Annotated in this window: 15 protein-coding genes; 7 read left to right on the top strand and 8 right to left on the bottom strand. The window is 65.5% G+C overall.

Annotated features, from left to right (window positions below):
• Positions 1-557: 557 nt before the first annotated feature.
• Entirely contained in the window at positions 558-2,123 is a 1,566-nt protein-coding gene (locus tag J2W49_RS18575) for a methyl-accepting chemotaxis protein (protein WP_310319759.1), read from the top strand.
• 30 nt (positions 2,124-2,153) lie between these two features.
• Here the strand turns inward: J2W49_RS18575 and J2W49_RS18570 are convergent, their stop codons facing one another.
• Positions 2,154-2,681, bottom strand: coding sequence for a MarR family winged helix-turn-helix transcriptional regulator (locus tag J2W49_RS18570; RefSeq protein ID WP_310319756.1), 528 nt, complete (start codon positions 2,679-2,681; stop codon positions 2,154-2,156).
• A gap of 120 nt (positions 2,682-2,801) precedes the next feature.
• Here J2W49_RS18570 and J2W49_RS18565 point away from each other — a divergent pair, with 120 nt between their 5' ends.
• From J2W49_RS18565 to J2W49_RS18545, 5 genes are all read left to right on the top strand, one after another.
• Positions 2,802-3,767, top strand: coding sequence for a Bug family tripartite tricarboxylate transporter substrate binding protein (locus J2W49_RS18565; protein ID WP_310319753.1), 966 nt, complete (start codon positions 2,802-2,804; stop codon positions 3,765-3,767).
• Between the two features lie 253 nt (positions 3,768-4,020).
• Positions 4,021-5,001, top strand: coding sequence for a Bug family tripartite tricarboxylate transporter substrate binding protein (locus J2W49_RS18560; protein WP_310319751.1), 981 nt, complete (start codon positions 4,021-4,023; stop codon positions 4,999-5,001).
• Between the two features lie 8 nt (positions 5,002-5,009).
• The gene (locus J2W49_RS18555; RefSeq protein WP_310319748.1) at positions 5,010-6,422 is read left to right on the top strand and encodes a sulfatase family protein; all 1,413 of its coding nucleotides are present in this window, start codon (positions 5,010-5,012) and stop codon (positions 6,420-6,422) included.
• A 444-nt stretch (positions 6,423-6,866) separates the two neighbouring features.
• Positions 6,867-7,802 carry a bifunctional Delta(1)-pyrroline-2-carboxylate/Delta(1)-piperideine-2-carboxylate reductase gene (gene lhpI, locus J2W49_RS18550; protein WP_310319744.1) on the top strand — a complete coding sequence of 312 codons (936 nt, stop codon included), beginning with the start codon at positions 6,867-6,869 and terminating at the stop codon, positions 7,800-7,802.
• Between the two features lie 132 nt (positions 7,803-7,934).
• A complete protein-coding gene (locus J2W49_RS18545; protein ID WP_310319740.1) occupies positions 7,935-9,497 on the top strand; it encodes a cache domain-containing protein in 1,563 nt (520 codons plus the stop codon).
• A gap of 33 nt (positions 9,498-9,530) precedes the next feature.
• Here J2W49_RS18545 and J2W49_RS18540 read toward each other — a convergent pair whose 3' ends face one another.
• From J2W49_RS18540 to J2W49_RS18510, 7 genes are all read right to left on the bottom strand, one after another.
• Complete coding sequence (locus J2W49_RS18540) at positions 9,531-9,788, bottom strand: hypothetical protein (RefSeq protein ID WP_310319737.1); 258 nt, start codon at positions 9,786-9,788, stop codon at positions 9,531-9,533.
• Positions 9,789-9,892: 104 nt separating this feature from the next.
• Positions 9,893-10,585 (bottom strand): Bax inhibitor-1 family protein, encoded by a 693-nt coding sequence (locus tag J2W49_RS18535; RefSeq protein ID WP_310319734.1) that lies wholly within the window; start codon positions 10,583-10,585, stop codon positions 9,893-9,895.
• A gap of 480 nt (positions 10,586-11,065) precedes the next feature.
• Positions 11,066-12,160 (bottom strand): C4-dicarboxylate TRAP transporter substrate-binding protein, encoded by a 1,095-nt coding sequence (locus J2W49_RS18530; protein WP_310319732.1) that lies wholly within the window; start codon positions 12,158-12,160, stop codon positions 11,066-11,068.
• A gap of 73 nt (positions 12,161-12,233) precedes the next feature.
• A complete protein-coding gene (locus tag J2W49_RS18525; protein WP_310319729.1) occupies positions 12,234-13,226 on the bottom strand; it encodes a Bug family tripartite tricarboxylate transporter substrate binding protein in 993 nt (330 codons plus the stop codon).
• The gene (locus tag J2W49_RS18520) at positions 13,223-14,395 is read right to left on the bottom strand and encodes a CaiB/BaiF CoA transferase family protein (RefSeq protein ID WP_310319727.1); all 1,173 of its coding nucleotides are present in this window, start codon (positions 14,393-14,395) and stop codon (positions 13,223-13,225) included. Before J2W49_RS18520 ends, J2W49_RS18525 begins: the two co-directional genes overlap by 4 nt.
• A 153-nt stretch (positions 14,396-14,548) precedes the next feature.
• Positions 14,549-15,364 carry a citryl-CoA lyase gene (locus J2W49_RS18515; RefSeq protein WP_310319724.1) on the bottom strand — a complete coding sequence of 272 codons (816 nt, stop codon included), beginning with the start codon at positions 15,362-15,364 and terminating at the stop codon, positions 14,549-14,551.
• A 49-nt stretch (positions 15,365-15,413) separates the two neighbouring features.
• Positions 15,414-16,304, bottom strand: coding sequence for a dioxygenase family protein (locus J2W49_RS18510; RefSeq protein WP_310319721.1), 891 nt, complete (start codon positions 16,302-16,304; stop codon positions 15,414-15,416).
• A 124-nt stretch (positions 16,305-16,428) separates the two neighbouring features.
• On the opposite strand from J2W49_RS18510, the gene J2W49_RS18505 reads away from it, so the two are divergent.
• Complete coding sequence (locus J2W49_RS18505) at positions 16,429-17,316, top strand: LysR substrate-binding domain-containing protein (protein WP_310319716.1); 888 nt, start codon at positions 16,429-16,431, stop codon at positions 17,314-17,316.

Below are 17,316 nucleotides of genomic sequence, written 5' to 3'. Positions count from 1 at the left end.
GGGGTTGCAGCGAAGGGGGCCAGCGGCCCATGACCTTGACCACCGGGTGTGGCAGCACGCTAGGTAGCGTTGGCCGGGCTGATGCCGGGGCAAGTCGGTGAAGAGCATGGAAAGCGCCTCCAGAAGGGGGTGCCTGCCTGTGTATGGCGCCGTCTTGTGCTGACGGTCATTGCCGCCCGGCCTTGAGGCCTGGCCGTTGGCAGGTTCACCGGATCGGTGGTGAGGAAACCGACAGCGGCGGTGGCCCGATGTGTCAGCGTGGTCCCGCACCGCGCCGACCGGGGAGGTCAAGGGTGAGGGGGCTGTCAGCAAGGGCCGGCCCCGCCAGCGCGTGGTGTTGCGCCAGACAGGCCGTCGATAGAGAGCCGCTATTGTCGCGGGTTTGTGCAATTAAGGCAACGCTGAACAAGTCCCGGTAGTTGGCCGAGGAATTGGCCAAGAAATCCGTCTTACTTTGGCCTTACAGATTGGGCTCAACCCGCCGATAGTTAACCGAGAGGCTGAGAGCCTCTCGTTCATGCCCCGCACTTGGCATCTTTTCTCCGACGGAACCCATCATGTTTCAACTGACCTCACTGGGCGTCTCTCGACGCCTCTCCATCCTGGTTGCCAGTGCCGTCATGGGTCTGGTCATCCTGCTGGCCCTGTTTCTCACGTCGGAGCGCACGCTGATCATGGATGAGCGCCAGAACGGCGTGCGCCAGACGGTGGAAGCGGCCCACGGCCTGATCGCGCACTACCACGGCCTGTCCACCAAGGGCGGCCTCAGCGAGGCCGATGCCAAAACCCAGGCACTCGCCGCCATCCGCGCACTGCGCTACAGCGAAGTGGAGTATTTCTGGATCAACGACATGCAGCCCAAAATGGTCATGCACCCGATCCGGCCCGAGCTCGAAGGCAAGGACCTGAGCGAGAACAAGGACCCCGAAGGCACCTTCCTGTTCCGCGAGTTTGTGAACACCGTGAAAAAGAGCGGCGCCGGCTACGTGCCTTACATGTGGCCCAAGCCCGGCAGCGAGAACCCGGTGCAGAAGGTGTCGTATGTGCAGGGCTTTGCGCCCTGGGGCTGGGTGATCGGCTCGGGCGTGTACGTGGACACCGTGAACGCCACCATCTGGGACCGCAGCGTGAAAATGGGCCTGAGCGCGCTCGCGCTGGCCCTGGCGCTGCTGGGCATCGGTCTGCTGATGTCGCGCAGCATCGTGCGCCAGCTCGGTGGCGAGCCGGCCGTGGCCAGCGCCATCACCGAACGCATCGCCCAGGGTGATCTGTCGGTGGAAGTGCCGATCCGTGCCGGAGACACCCACAGCCTCATGCACAGCCTGCGCACCATGCGCGACAACATGGCCGACATCGTCAGCCGCGTGCGCCAGGGCAGCGAGTCGGTGGCGATGGCCAGCACCGAAATCGCGCAGGGCAACCACGACCTCAGCGGCCGCACCGAAAGCCAGGCCAGCGCGCTGGAACAGACGGCCGCCAGCATGGAAGAACTGGGCTCCACCGTGCGCCAGAACGCCGACAATGCGCGCCAGGCCAACTCGCTGGCCCAGAGTGCCTCGTCTGTGGCTGTGCAGGGTGGTGAAGTGGTCGGTCAGGTGGTGGACAACATGAAAGCCATCCACACCTCCAGCCAGAAGATCTCCGACATCATTTCCGTGATCGACGGCATCGCCTTCCAGACCAACATCCTGGCGCTGAACGCGGCGGTGGAAGCCGCCCGCGCGGGCGAACAAGGTCGCGGCTTTGCGGTGGTCGCAGGTGAAGTGCGCCTGCTGGCCGGGCGCAGCGCCGAAGCGGCCAAGGAAATCAAGACCCTGATCTCTGACAGCGTGGACCGCGTGGAGCAAGGCTCTGCCCTGGTGGACCGCGCGCGCAGCACCATGCAGGAAGTGGTGCAGAGCATCCGCCACGTGACCGACATCGTGGCCGAGATCAGCGCGGCCAGCAGCCAGCAGAGCAGCGCGGTGGGTCAGGTGAGCGAAGCCGTCACACAAATGGACCAGAACACGCAGCAAAACGCGGCCATGGTGGAGCAGATCGCCTCGGCCGCGAGCAGCCTCAAGAGCCAGGCCGGCGACCTGGTGCAGACCGTGGCCGCTTTCAAGTTCGCGGCCCGTCACTGAACGCTCAACGGGCGCCCTCGTTCACCGGCCTCACTCGCCACTGTCCACCGGCGGCAGTGTGTCCCTGGATGCCGCCACCATCTCGTGAACACGGCCCTGCAGCGTGGTGAGCATGCGGTCGAGCTGTTCACGATCGGTGGGTGAGAGCGCATTGGCGAGCTCGTGGTTGATGGCGGCGACGCGCGGGAAAACCGCCCGATAGACACGCCAACCTTCCTCGGTCAGGAACACATGCACCTCGCGCCGGTCGGAAGGCCGGGGCTGGCGCCGGATGAGCTTCTTGCCGTCCAGCCGGGTGAGCGTGCGAGACGTGCGCGCCCGGTCGAGCATGGCGTGTTCGGCCAGCTCGCTGGAGAGCACGCCTTCGTGTTCCGACAAGAAGGACAACACCCGCCATTCGCGCCGGGTGAGTCCGAACTCGTGTTCGCACAGGTGCACCACCAGCCGGCTGGCGGTGATGTGGATGCGGTAGAGCCGGTACAGCAGCAGATCGGTTTGAACCTGTGGATCGAGCATGCGGTCCGGTGGGGAGGCGAGCAGCGGTGCTGTTTTGCGCATGGTTCCATGGGTGTCAGGGAAAACACCTGCATTGATTGATTTCTGCAATTGATTGTCTCTGCATAGCATGGTGAGCCGCACCGGGAAACACCCCATCCGCCCCGCCAAAGGAGACAACACATGAACCGACGCTGGATGCTTTTCGCCACCGCTGCCACCGCCGCAGCGCTGACGGCCCCGCTGGCTGCCACTGCCCAGGACAAGACACCCCTGAAGATCGTCGTGGGTTTCCCGCCCGGCGGCTCGGCCGACACGCTGGCACGGCTGCTGGCCGAGGGTCTGCGCGAGCGCTACCAGCCGGTGGTGGTGGAGAACCGGCCCGGCGCGGGCGGGCGCATTGCCCTGAGCCAGGTCAAGCGTGCCGAGCCAGATGGGCAGACCGTGATCGTGCTGCCCAGCGGGCCCATGGTGCTGTTCCCGCACGTTTACAAGAAGCTCGACTACGACGCGGTGACCGACTTCACCCCGATCTCGCTGCTCACCCACTTCCAGTTCGGCGTGGTCGCCGGCCCTTCAGCCAAGGCCAAAAGCATGGCCGAAATGATTGCCGCAGCCAAGGCCGAACCGGGCAAAGGTTCGTACGGCACGCCGGGCCAGGGCACGCTGCCGCACTTCATGGGCGTGCTGTTTGAACAGCAGGTGGGCGCGAAACTCAACCACGTGCCGTTCCAGGGCGGCGGCCCGGCCAACGCCGCATTGGTGGGCGGGCACATCGACTACAAGTTCGACGTGGTCTCCGAGACCGCCGAACTGCACCGCACCGGCAAGGTCCGCATCCTGGCGGTCACCGGTGCCCAGCGCGACCCGCAGGTGCCCGAGGTGCCCACACTCAAGGAAGCGGGCGTGGACATGGTGGCCACCGCCTGGTTCGGCATGTACGGCCCGGCCGGTGTACCCGACGCGGCCCGCGACCGCCTGCAACAGGCTGTGGCCGAAGCCATGAAGCAACCCGCGTTGCGCGAACGCCTGCAAGGCCTGGGTTATGAGCCGGTGGGCTCCACGCCGGCCGAACTGGCAGCGGCGCAGAAGGCCGATCTGGACCGTTGGGCGGCGCCGATCCGGGCGACTGGAATCTTGTTGGATTAACCCCCCGCGCAGGGATTGGAACACCCCCCGCGCCGCCTTCGGCGTCACCCCCCTGAGAGGGGGGCGCACCCAGAGGCCCGGGGGTTCGGATCACCCCCCGCGCCGCCTTCGGCGTCACCCCCCTGAGAGGGGGCACACCCAGAGGCCCGGCAAAGCCGGTTCCTCGGGCGCCCTGGATGGGAACCCATTCGCTCGCTGCAGACTGGTTTTTTTGCTGACAAGTTCTTTGTTTTTTTCTTTTTGAGGTATTTCCGTGAAGTTTGTTTTTTCTCGTCGTCCTGTTCTGGCTGTTGTTGCTGCCCTGGGTCTTGGGTTTCATGTTTCGCTGGCGGCTGCGCAGGATGCGTATCCATCCAAGCCGGTGAAGTTCATCAACAACTTTCCCGCCGGTGGTCCGTCGGATCTTTTGGCGCGGTCGGTGGCGGCGGTGTTGCAGGAGACGCTGAAGCAGCCTTTCGTGGTCGAGAACCGCGCGGGGGCGGCGGGCAACATTGGTGCGGATGCGGTGGCGCGCAGTGATGCCGATGGCTACACCGTGCTGTTCGGCATCGACACCACCTTCACCATCAACCCGCACCTCTACAAGAAGATGCCCTTCCAAGTCAGCGACTTCAAGCCGCTGGTGGTGATGGCGTCTTCCGGCCTGCTGGTGGGGTTGCATCCGTCCACCGGCATCAAGACACTGCCCGCCCTGGTCGAAGCAGCCAAGACCAAGAACCTGAACTTCAGCTCGGCCGGTAGCGGCAGTCCTGGCCACCTGGCGGTGGAGATGTTCAACGAGTCCACGAAGGCCAAGCTGAACCACATTCCCTACCGAGGCAACACGCTCGCGGTCACCTCGGTTCTCTCCGGCGAGGTCGACGGTGGCGTGCTGGCCACGCCGGGCATGCTGCCGCACGTGAAGGTGGGAAAGATCACCGCGCTGGCAGTGACCAGCCGCCAGCGTTCGCGCCTGGCGCCCGAATTGCCGACCGTGGGTGAGCTGGGTCTGGGCGGACTGGAGCAGGAAGTGCTGTACGTGGCGATGGCGCCCGCAGCCACACCCGATGCGGTGATGCAGTTGCTGCAGAAGCACATCGTGGAAGCGCTGCAACGACCCGAGGTGCAGGCCCGCATGGGCAACCTCGACCTGTTCTTTGAAGGCCTCACCGGCGACGCTGCGGCCAAACGCATCGGCGATCTATCCAATCGCTACGGCCCCATCGTCAAGGCCACCGGCATGAAAGTGGAGTGAGCCCGACCATGAGCCACAGCACACAACGGCCCAACATCCTCTACATCGTCTCCGACGACCTTGGCTTTGCCGACCTGGGCTGCTATGGCGGCCGCGAAGCGCCGTTCGGCCCGGTGTCACCGAACATCGACCGGCTGGCCGCCGGTGGCATGAAGTTCACCCAGGGTTATGCCAACTCACCGGTGTGTTCGCCCACGCGTTTTGCGTTGATGACCATGCGCTACCAGTACCGCCTGCGCGGCGCGCTGGAAGAGCCCATCAACAGCCGCAGCAAGGGCAGCGAAACCCTGGGACTGCCGCCCAGCATGCCCACCCTGCCCTCGCTGCTGAGCGACGCTGGCTACCACACCGGTCTGGTGGGCAAGTGGCACCTGGGCTACCCGCCGCACTTCGGCCCGCAGCGCTCGGGCTACGACGAGTTCTTCGGCATCATGGCCGGCGGGGTGGACTACTTCACTCACTGCTCGTCCACCGGCGACCACGATCTCTACATCGGTGAAGTGGCCCCCGACCCTGGCGAAGCCAGGCCCCCCGAGGGGGCGCAGTCGTCCTTGGGGCGGCCCGGCGGACGACTGGTACCACACAAGGAAGTGGGCTACCTGACCGACGTGTTCTCCCAGCGCGCAGTGGACTATGTAAACCGCCACGCCGATGACGCCAAGGCCGGCAAGCCTTTCTTCCTGAGCCTGCACTACACCGCACCGCACTGGCCCTGGGAAACGCGTGACGATGCGCACATCGCACCCGAAGTGGCGAAGAACCTGTTTCACCTGGATGGCGGCAACATCCACAGCTACCGCAGGATGATCCACCACATGGATGAAGGCATCGGCCAGATCATGGCGGCGCTGCGCGCCCAGGGACTGGAAGAGAACACACTGGTGGTCTTCACAAGCGACAACGGCGGCGAGCGCTTCAGCGACAACTGGCCGTTGGTGGGCGGCAAGATGGATTTGACCGAAGGCGGCATTCGCGTGCCATGGATCGCGCACTGGCCGGCCGCCATCGCGCCAGGTACCACCAGCCTGCAACACTGCATGACCATGGACTGGTCGGCCACCATGCTGCACCTGGGCGGCGGCCAGCCCCACCCGGACTACCCGCTCGACGGCGTGGATCTGCGGCCCGTGTTGCGCGACCCGGTACACAGCTTTGACCGGCCCCTGTACTGGCGCATGAACCACCGTGGCCAGCGCGCCCTGCGCGTGGGCGACTGGAAGTACCTCATGGTCGATGGCAACGAGTACTTGTTCAACATCCCCGCCGACGAACGCGAGCGTGCCAACCAGGCCAGACGCGATCCACAACGCCTGGACGCCTTGCGCCAGCAATGGCTGGACTGGAACACCACCATGCCGGCGATTCCGGCGGATGCAACCGTCAGCCTGGGGTTCTCTGTGAAGGACATGCCGGGGAGGTAGAGATCTCCCCCCGCGCCGCTGGCGCGGCTTCCCCCCTCTGTCGCGCGCCTTCGGCGCTTCGAGGGGGGACGACACCTCTGGCCGGCGGAGCCGGACCTTCGGTGTCCCTGGATCGAAGCACTTCGCGCCGGAAGGGGTTCTTAGGTTCTCCCCCCGGCGCCGCTGACGCGGCTTCCCCCCTCTGTGGCGCGCCTTCGGCGCTTCGAGGGGGGACGCACCCTGTGGCCCGGCTGAGCCGGTTCCACGGGTGCCCTGGATTGGAGCACTTCGCTCCGGAGGGGCTTCTTTGGTACACCGCCCTGCGCCGTTGCGCGGCTTTCCGGCCTCCGGCACTTCGGGATCCCGAGTCAGCAGAAAACGCAACTTCTGTCTTTTCACGCACGCTGTTGCAGTTTGATCATCCGGTTGTCATTTCTTCAAGCTCCCGGTTGCTACCATCGCTGCATGTTCCATCACGATGCTTCGGCCACCCGTGCCGCCCTGCCTTTTGATCTTCTTGTGCCTGCCTTGCGTGAGCGCTTCGCTGGCAGTTGTGAAACGCCGCAGCGCCATGTGCACACCATTGCCACCCCGGGAGGCAGTCGCATGACCTCGCTCATCATGCCGTCGTGGATGCCGGGCCGGTATTACGGTGTGAAGGTGATCAACATTGCGCCGGGCAATGCGGCCAAGGGTTTGCCGGGGGTGCATGGCAGTTACCTGCTGTTCGATGCCTCCACCGGCGTGCCGCTGGCGGTGGTCGACGGTACCGAACTCACCACGCGCCGCACCGCTGCCGCTTCGGCCCTGGCGGCTTCGTTTCTGGCCCGTGAAGACGCCAGCCACCTGCTGGTGGTGGGGGCCGGTGCTGTGGCCGCCTTGCTACCAGCGGCCTACCGCACCGTGCGCGATATTCAACGCGTGTCGGTCTGGGCACGCCGAGCTGAACAGGCCGCGGCGCTGGCCACGCAGTGGCGCGCTGAAGGCTTCAACGCCGAGGCTGTGACCGACCTGCCAGCCACCTGCGCTGAAGCCGACATCATCAGTTGCGCCACGCTGGCCACCGAACCGTTGGTGCACGGGGCCTGGCTGGCACCGGGATCACACCTGGACCTGATTGGCAGCTTCACCCCGGGCATGCGCGAAGCCGACGATGCCTGTTTCGCCGACGCCCGCGTGTTCGTCGACACCGAAGAAGCGCTGGAGAAAAGTGGCGACCTGCTGGGCCCGCTGTCGCGCGGCGTGGTGCGCCCGGAGGAAGTGCGCGGCACGCTCACCACCTTGTGCAAGGGCGTGGCGACCGCTCGCCGCACACCCAGCGACCGCACGGTGTTCAAATCGGTGGGCACGGCGTTGGAAGACCTGGCGGGCGCGGTGCTGGTGTATGAAGGTAGCCAGTGAACTGGCACGGCTGATCTGGCTGCTTTTTGTCCAGCTCATCGCACTGACAGCCTCGGCAAACGCGTATAGGCTGTGGATGTCCACTTCTGAACGCCTCAGGCGAGGCATGGTGACCTCGAACGCCTCATCCGCATGACTTTCTCCCGCAACAGCCTAGGCGCCTACCTGGCGCTGACTTTCACGCTGCTTTCCGTGGCACTGACCCTGCTGCTCACCGCCTACAGCGACCGGGCAGCCAGCGCCCGCATCCGCGCGAGCATCGGCAACAACCTGGCCGAACTGGCCAACCAGACCGCCAGCCGGCTCGACCGGTCCATGTATGAACGCTACAGGGAGGTGCGGCTGATTGCCGACCGTCTGCGAAACACCCACAACCCCGACACCGTGCGCCGAGAACTGGAAGCGCTGCAGCAAAGCTACCCCGCCTATGCCTGGATCGGTCTGACCGATAGCCAAGGCCGGGTGCTCGCCGCCACGCGCGGCATGCTGGAAGGGGCGGACGTCTCGGCACGGCCCTGGTTCCGCAACGCGCTCAACAACGTGCACATGGGCGACGTGCACGACGCCCTGCTCCTGGCTGAGTTGCTGGGCGCCAGCGACGGCGCACCGCTGCGCTTGGTCGACATTGCCTTTCCTGTGACCGATGCCAGTGGCCAGATCGCGGGCGTGCTGAGCGCGCGCCTGTCCTGGGAATGGGCCAAGGACATCGAGCAAGCGATTTTTGTTCCCGTGGGCCGAAGTCGCACCGTCGACCCACTCATCGTGTCCAGCGTCGGCGTGGTGTTATTGGGTCCGCCCGATCTGCTGGGGCAGACACTGGATCTTCCCAGCCTGAGCGCCGCGCAACGCAACGAGCGCGGCCACGTGCGCGAAACCTGGCCCGACGGCCACGAATACCTGGTGGGCTACAGCAGGGACCAGGGCTTCAATGCCTACCCAGGCCTGGGCTGGCGGGTGTTGGTGCGACAGGACACGGACGAGGCTTTTGCACCCGTCGACCAATTGCACCAGCGCATGCTGATTGGCGGGTTTGTTCTGGCCGCGCTGTTCTCGATGATGGGATGGCTGGCGGCCCGCCGCATCACACGGCCTTTGCAGGAGCTCGCCGACGTGGCCCAGGGCATCGAGGCGGGCTATGCGGTGAAGGCCAGAAGTTCAGGCGTCTACGACGAAGTCGCCACCCTGGGCAGGGCGTTCAACTCGCTGATCGCCAAGCTCCAGCAGAACGAGGCCGAGGTGCGCCAGCTGAATGTCTCGCTGGAGCGTCGCGTGCAGGAACGCACCGCCGAACACGAGGCCACGATCGAGCGCCTGCTGGAAAACCAAACGCCCCCGCCAACCCGGATCGAGACCACCGATGTGCCCTTTGTGGCCACGGATTTTGAAGGACACATCACCGAATGGAACGCCCCCGCCGAAAAGCTGTTCGGCTGGAAACGCCACGAGGTGCTGGGGGAGCTGTTGCCCGACATCGTGCTGGCCCCCCGGCACCACCACGTGTTCATCAAGGCGGTGGCGCATTTCCTCACCACCGGTCACGCGCCCTTTGCCGACCAGACGCTGGAGCGCACCGTGAGGCGTCGCGACGGCACGGAGATTCAGGTGGCGATGAAGATCCGCCTGATCAACACCAGCAAGCTGCAACAGTTCAGCGCTTTCATACAGGCCCTGCCTGCCTCTCACGAACCCACCTGACGTGGTGCCCTCTCGGACACGGGTGGCCCGACGTCAGCCAGCTTCGCCCACGGCATCCTTCACACACTTGCGCGTGAAGCTCGTCCTGGCCGCGCCATGCAGCTTGCGCTCGGTCGCGGTGGTGTCGCACATGGTGGTGGCGTCGCGCTCACATTTGCTCAGGAAAGAAGTGCGCGCCGCACCCGCGAGCTTCTTGCTGTCTGCAGTCGCCAGGCAGGTGGGCCCTTCCGCCCAGGCCGGGCCAGCCCAAAACAGGCCCAGGGAACACGCGATGAGAAAGAACTTGCGCATGCGGTACTCCAGCGGATGGACACGAGAGCCGAGCATACGACGGCCACTGACGCACTGGCAAGCCGCCAGACAAGATCGAAGCGCCCCTTAGGGCGCGCGCCCACTCAGACGCGCTCTTCGCCAGCCCGGCCCAGCAGGGGCGACAGGCTCCGAAACGCCGTGAACAAGCCCAGGAACACACAGACCGTGGCGGCCGCCGCAGGCAGTGAAACAACTTCGCTAGCCAGGCGCCGCCGCTCGTGCAGCACAACGGCACCGAGCGCCCCGCCCACCATCGCCGACCACACGATCACCTGGGTGCTGGAACGCAACAGCAGCTCGGCCACCCCGATGACCCCTGCGATCACCACCGCGCCCAATGCGGCCTCTGCCACCGCAGGCAGCCCACGCCCGAACACACGGGTGCTCGCCGCAGCGGAAAACAGCATGACGGCCGCAGCGGCGAAGGCCAGCATGAGCGCGTTGCCGGTGGTGTAGAAGCCCAGCCAGCCCACCAGGGTCAGCGAAAGCATCAGACCCGTGAAAAAAGTGAACGCCCACACCGCAGACAGTGCCAACCGGGTGTGCTGCACCTGCAGGATCAACAGGCGGAACCCGAATCCCCCCAGCAGCAGAACCATCAGCGCGACGGCGCCGGTGATGCCATCGGTCACGCGCAGGTTGACGCCGATCCAGGCGCCGACCACCGCAGGCAGCAGTGAGATGGCCAGCCATCCGTAAGTGGTGCTCAAGACAAGCTGCCCTGCGGCTTGCATCGCATTGCCCGGGGGCAACGAGGGGTCGATGGGAAGAATCATGGAATTTGGGGACGAGGTGTCCTGCAAACAACCCGTCCCAGCAAGAGGACAGGCAGATGGCCTGAAACCGACTGCAAATGGGGCGCTTGGGAACACAGACCAGGCAAACAGCCATGGTCCAGGCCAGATCAGCGAAAAATGTGTGGTGGGATTTCCGGGCTACGAACGACCCGGTGTGCCATCACCCGGTGCGGTGCTGCCGTGGCAGCCTTTCCGAGATGGAGGTGTGCAGACATGATCTGCAACAGGTCATGGCGGAGTGACCGAGAAAAAATAGCCGCGCGGCAGATTGGAACCTCGAAACGAGGGTTCGGTCGGGCGAATGAGGGCCGCAGGTTTTTTCACAGGGCGCAATACTACCCCAAGGGAAATCGACCGTCTACCCCGGCAAACCCGTCGCCGCCAGGTGCGCCACCACCTGGCTTCACGGCCGGACACACCACCCGGGGCCGGCCCGGGTTTTCACGAGCAGGCCCGGCTTCATCGCTCCCAGTCACGCTCCGGCTGGGCACCCCGCGCCTTCACCGCAGCGATGTACTGGCTCAGCAAGGCCTTGGCCTGTACGCCGCGCGCTTCATTGTTCTTCACCCATTCCTGCGACAGGGGTGGCAGCGAGTCGATCCACTTGCGGCGGTCAGCGTCCGACATCGGCGTCACGGTCACGGGCGGGTTCTGTGTCTTGCCCACTTCGACCATGCGGTCCATGGCGGTCTGGTGGCGCTGCACCAGGTCTTCGCCGTGGCGGCGCGAATACTCGGCACCGGCTTCGCGCATCGCGGTCTGCACTTCGGGCGGCAATTTGGCCCAGGTGTCCCTGTTGATGGCCAGGCCACCGGAGAACACCACGCCCATGTTCACCTTGGTGATGTAGGGCGCCACCTCGTAGATCTTGGTGGGCAGGATGCCGGTGGCCAGCGAGACCACGCCTTCGGACACGCCGGTCTGGATGTCGGTGTAGAAGGTAGTGAGCGCGCCGTCCACGGGCGTGGCCCCCACGCCGCGCAGCCACAGACCGAGGATGCCGGGCGCCGAGATCTTCTTGCCCTTGAGGTCGTCGATCGACTTCACCGGGAACTTGGTGTAGAGGTCGTAGGTATCGGAACCCGTGGCGCCCAGGAACACCAGGTTGTACTTGTCCCACTCGGCCCGGAACACCGGGTTCTTGTCGATCAGCTCGTTCATCGCGCCCAGCACGATGCGCGAGTCGCTGGTGACGAAGGGCGTGTGCACGCTGAGTTGGCTGATCGGCATCTTGGCCGGCTCCAAGTAGCTGAACACCCAGCCGATGTCGGTGATGCCCTGCTCCACCGAGGTGAGTGTGGCGTTGGCCTTGTAGAGCTGCCCGCCAAAGGCTTCCTTCCACTGGATCTTGTATTTGCCGCCAGCGGCCAGGCGCTTGTCCACCTCGGGCATGAACACCTGCGGAATGAAACCCACCCACGGAATGGTGGTGGGGTGGCTGGACGCCACGGTGAGGTTGATCACCTGCTGTGCGGCTGCGCCCAGGGGCACGGCCAGCGCAGCCGCGCCCACGGCGGCCAGGCGAAGGAAAGTCGAACGGTTCAAGGTCTTCACGCTTGTCTCCTGTTGTGTTGAATCGGCGGTGGGTCGGGCCACCTGGGTTGCGGAAAACGTCAGTGGCGCGTGCTCAGTCCACCTGGGCGCCGGACTGGCGCACCAGCACGGCCCACTTGTCAACCTCGGCGCGACCGAAGACGGCCATGGCGTTTGCGTCCAGCGGGCGCTGTTCCACGCCTTGCGCCAGCAATTTGTCCGAGACTTCTTTGCTCGCGAGGGTTTTGGCAGCAGCTTCGCGCAAGCGCGCCAGAGCAGGCGCAGGGGTGGCGGCCGGCACGTACAACATGAACCAGGCCACGAGATCGAACTCGGCACCCACCTGTTCAGCGATGCTGGGCACGTCGCGCGCGGCGGCACTGCGCTGGGCGCTGGACACACCCAGTGCGCGCAGGCGCCCGGCCTGCATGTGCGGCAACACAGCGGCCGGGTGGTAGAACATGAAGTCGGCGCGGCCGGCGATCACGTCGCTCATGGCCATGCCGCCTTCCTTGTAGGGCACGTGCAGCATCTGGCCGCCCAAGCGGGCCTTGAGCAGCTCACCGGCCAGATGGCCCGACGTGCCGTTACCGGCAGAGGCAAACGATGCGCCCTGCCCTTGCGCGGCCTTGGCCTTGAGGTCGGCCAGGGTCTCGATGGGCCCGTCGGCAGCCGTCACCAGAAAAGTGGGGGTGTAGCCCACCAGCGCAATGGGTGCGAAGTCCTTCAACGGGTCGTAGCTCAGGCTCTTGAACAGCGTGGCATTGATGGCGTGCGTGCCCACCGTGCCCATGAGCATCTGGTAGCCGTCGGCCTGGCCGCGTGCCACCAGGCTGGAACCGGTGGTACCCCCTGCACCTGCCCGGTTGTCCACCACCATGGGCTGGGCCAGCTCACGGCCCATGGCTTCGCCGACCACGCGGGAGATGATGTCGGTGGTGGTACCGGCGCCGAAGGGCACCACCAGACGCAATGGCTTGTCGGGAAAGGTCTGTGCCCAGGCCGGCAGGCCAAAGCTGCTGGCGGTGGCCGCCAGCATCAGCAGGGACTCGCGTCGGTTGGGGTGGCGGGGAAGTGTTGATTTCATGCAGTCTCCTTGTGGGGTGGTTTTGGCGTGGCCTGGCGCGCTGGCCAGCCCTTGGCGTAGAGGATGTTGTGTTCGCCCAGCGTGGGTGGGGGCGCCACCTGCAGACTGCGCTGGCCGTCGAAGCTGATGGGGGAGCGCACGGTGCGCGACAGGCCCATCACCGGGTGCTGTGTGTCCACGAACAGTTGCAGGTGTTTGGCCTGCGCGTCGTCGGGCACTTCGTCGGTGCGGTACATGGGCGCGTGCGGCACGTCCTGCGCCACCAGCCGCTCGCACCATTCGGTGCGCGGGCGCTGTTTGAAAATGCCGCCCAGCACCTCAATGAGCGCGTCCTGGTTGTCGATGCGCGCGCTGCGGTCGCGGAAGCGCTCGTCGTCAAAGATGTCGGGCCGCTCCATGGCCGTGGCCAGGCCTTGCCAGAATTTTTCCGGCGACGACATGTGCAACGCGATCCAGCCACCGCAGGCGCATTCGAGCACGTAGCTCTGCGACACGCTGGGCCGGCTGTACGGACCCATCACCTCACCCACCGAGAACAGATGGGTGAAAGCGTCGAGGTTGAAGTGCGCCATGGCCTCGAACATGGACACGTCCACCCGCCGGCCCTGACCGCTGGTCTGACGTTCGAACAGCGCGCCCAGAATGCCGAAGGCGGCGTAGTAACCGGTCATGGCGTCGGCAATCGCCGGCCCCACCACGCGCGGGTTGGCCGGGTTGACCAACAGGCGCAGGTAGCCGCTGGCGGCCTGGGCCACGGTGTCGTAACTGGGGCGCGCAGCGGCAGGGCCATCCTGCCCGAAGCCGCTGATGGCGCAGTAGACGAGCCGCGGGTTGAGCGCGCGCAGGCGCTGCTCGCCGGCGTGGATCTGCTCGGCAAAGCCGGGGCGGAAGTTCTGGATGTAGACGTCGGCGCCTTCGATGAGCTTGGCGAAGGTGGCGCGGTCTTCGGCTTTGCGCGTGTCCAGCGCCACGCTGTGCTTGTTGCGGTTGTAGGTCTGGTAGTGCGGGCTGTAGAGGCCGCCCTTGAACGCGCGGAACGGGTCGCCGCTGCCGGGCAACTCCACCTTCACCACCTCGGCGCCCATGTCGGCCAGCATCATGGACGCGGCCGGGCCGGTGATGAAGGTGCCGTGTTCGACGACGCGAAGGCCTTTGAGAACCTGGGTCATGTCATTGCTCCGTCGCGCCAAGGCGCGAATCGCCACGTTTGAAAAAGCCTTGTCCAGGAACACCGCGGAACTGGCTTTGCCAGGCCGCAGGTGTTGCCTTCCTCCCGCCGCAGGCGAGAGAGGGGGGAGACGCGAAGCGGCGCGGGGGGTGTTTCATATCTTTTGATCTGGCGTGAAGCCCTCAGGCACATGCCCGGTGTAACGCTGCTCCAGCGTCGCCTGGTACGACAGCGCAAAGCCGATCGGCGCTTCCAGCTCTTCGCTCATGTGCGCAATGAGCCCGGCGCAGCGCGCCAGCATGGGCACGCCCTTGAGCGCGTTGAGCGGGAAGCCCACACCCAGCAGCACGGCAGGTATGGCGGCCGACACGTTGAGCTTGAGCGGCTTGCCGATCACCTCGGGCAGCACGGCTTCCACCGCTTCGGCGATCTGCACGAAGCGCTGGCCGCCGCCGGAATGCTGGGACACCGCAAACAGCGCGTCCACGCGCGGATCGCGTTCCTTGTGCAACGGGTGGCCATAGCCGGGCACCGCCTGCTGGCGTGCGCGCCACTCACCTACCACCGCACGGGCCGCAGCCTGCAGGTCGTTGCCGTGCGCGGGTGCGGCGCGGTCGATCTCGTCAAACAACCGACCCGCCGTTTCAGATGCGCCCAGGATCACCGAACCGCAGCCCAGGATGCCGGCGGCCACGGCGCCCTGCAGCGCGTCGGGTGCGGCGGCGAGCGTCATGCGCGCGGCCTGCACGCTGGGCACCAGGCCGTGTTCCGCAATCGCCACCAGCGTCGCGTTGAGCACCGCACTGGCGGGCGCATCGGGTTTCTTGCCGGTGAGCAACAGGTAGAAATAGTCGGCGAAATTGACCTGACCGATCAAGTCGTTGCACAGGTCCTGGCCGCGAACCACGATGGTGTCGGCGTTGGACGCACAAATGGCGGAATGAGGCACGGTGGCCTTGCCGATCTTCAAGGGAATCTCCGGTGGGGTGGGGGTCTTCTCAGCCGGTCAATGCGGCCTTTCAGGCCCGCACCAGCTGGAAGTCGTAGGTGGCGCTGTGGTACGGCTTGTCCATGGTGCGGCCGTCGGGCGCGGTGCCGGGCTCGTGCGCGGTGAACGGCACGATCAGGCTGTTGCGCACGCCGAACACAGCATCGGAATCGAGATACGGGCTGTCGGCCACGAAGAGGTGCGTGGTCAGGGTCTGGTGGCCGGGCGCGTACACCTTCATGTGGATGTGGCCAGGGCGGTTCGGGTGGCGGCCCATGCGCCTGAGCATCTGTCCCACGGGACCGTCGTCGGGCACGGGATAGAAGCTGGGCTTGATGGACCAGAAGCGGTAATGACCCTCGGCGTCGGTGTGGAAGCGGGCGCGCAGGCGCATGCCGGCGTCTTCGCCCATCTGCATGTCGTACACGCCTGCGCCGTCGCCGGACCACACATCGAGGCAGCAGTTGGCAATGGGCCGGCCTTCGGTGTCGGTGACGCGGCCGTGGTAGTAAGCCGGCTCGCCAGGCATGTTCTCGCCGATGTCGGCCCCCAGCGGCAATGCCGGTGCACCCTCCCAATAGAAAGGTCCCTGCACCGTGGCTTCCGTGGGTTTGCCGGTGCTGTCGCCGCGTTCGAAGGCTTTGGCCGCCTTGAGCTGGTTGAGCGCCACCACCAGCATGGAGATACCCAGGGTGTCGGAAAGAAGGATGAATTCCTGGCGTTTGTCGTCGCACTTCTGGCCGGTGGCGGTGAGGAACAGGATGGCGTTGATCCACTCTTCCTCGCTCAGCTCCACCTCGCGCACGAAAGCGTGGGCGTGCTTGACCAGCGCGGTCATGACCTGCTTGAAACGCAGGTCCTGGCAATCAGCCATGCGGTCGAGCACGGCCTGGGTGATGTCTCCGGCTTCGAGTTGAGCCATGGTCTTGTCTCCGGCGTTCTTGTTTGAAACTGCCACCAGTCTAGGCAGAGACAGGCGGCGATGGAAGTGATGATTTTCAAAAGCTATGATCGATACCATCGATCATGAAACGAAGGGTTTTCCCTTGGAACTCAGGCACCTTCGGTACTTCGACGCCATCGCTGAAACGCAAAATTTCACGCGTGCCGCAGAGCGTTTGCACGTCACGCAATCCACCCTGTCGCACCAGATCCGGCAGCTGGAAGAAGAGCTTGGCCTGGTGCTGTTCGACCGCAGCCACAAGAAGGTGGCGCTCACCGAAGCCGGCGAGATGCTGCGCAGCCACCTCATGCCTGCGCTGCAGCAGATCGACCGGGGCCTGCAGGCCCTCAGTCACCCGGCGGAGGCCCTGTCGGGCGAAATCCGCATCGCCGCCACCCACAGTTTCAACACGCGCCTGGTGCCGCTGTGCGTGTCGTCGTTCCTGGCTCATCACCCGGGCATCAAGGTGAGCGTGGAAGAACTCTCCGCCAGCCTGATCGCCAAACGGCTGGCCAGTGGCCACCTGGAACTGGGTGTCGCGTACCGACCAGAGGACCGCTCCGAGCTGTGGTTCGAACCGCTGTACAACGAGGAATTGAAGCTGGTGGTGTCCGATCGGCATCCGCTAGCAAGGCGGCGGCGCGTGCGCATGATCGAACTGCACAACTGCCGCATGGTGCTGCTGCCGCGCCAGTTCTCCACCCGGCTGCTGCTCGACGACTGCTTCGAGGCCGCGGGCGCACAACCACTGGTGATCGCAGAGCTCAATTCCATCGCACCCATGATCGAGCTCATCAGCCAGACCGACCTGGCCGGCATCATCGCGGAGACCGCGGTGTCGCCAGCGGCAGATCTGCGAACGATCCCGATCGAAGACCCCACACCGATCCGCACGCCGGGGCTGCTGTGGAAGAAAGGGGCCAACCGTTCCCCAATGGTCAAGCACATGGCCTCGCTGATCCGGCGGGCGGCCACAGGCCATGCAGGCTGA

Source organism: Hydrogenophaga palleronii (genome assembly GCF_031457455.1).
In the GTDB taxonomy this organism is placed as follows: Bacteria; Pseudomonadota; Gammaproteobacteria; order Burkholderiales; family Burkholderiaceae_C; genus Hydrogenophaga; species Hydrogenophaga palleronii_A.
Note: the sequence above shows the minus strand (reverse complement) of the source record. Positions and strands in the feature narration are given on the sequence as shown.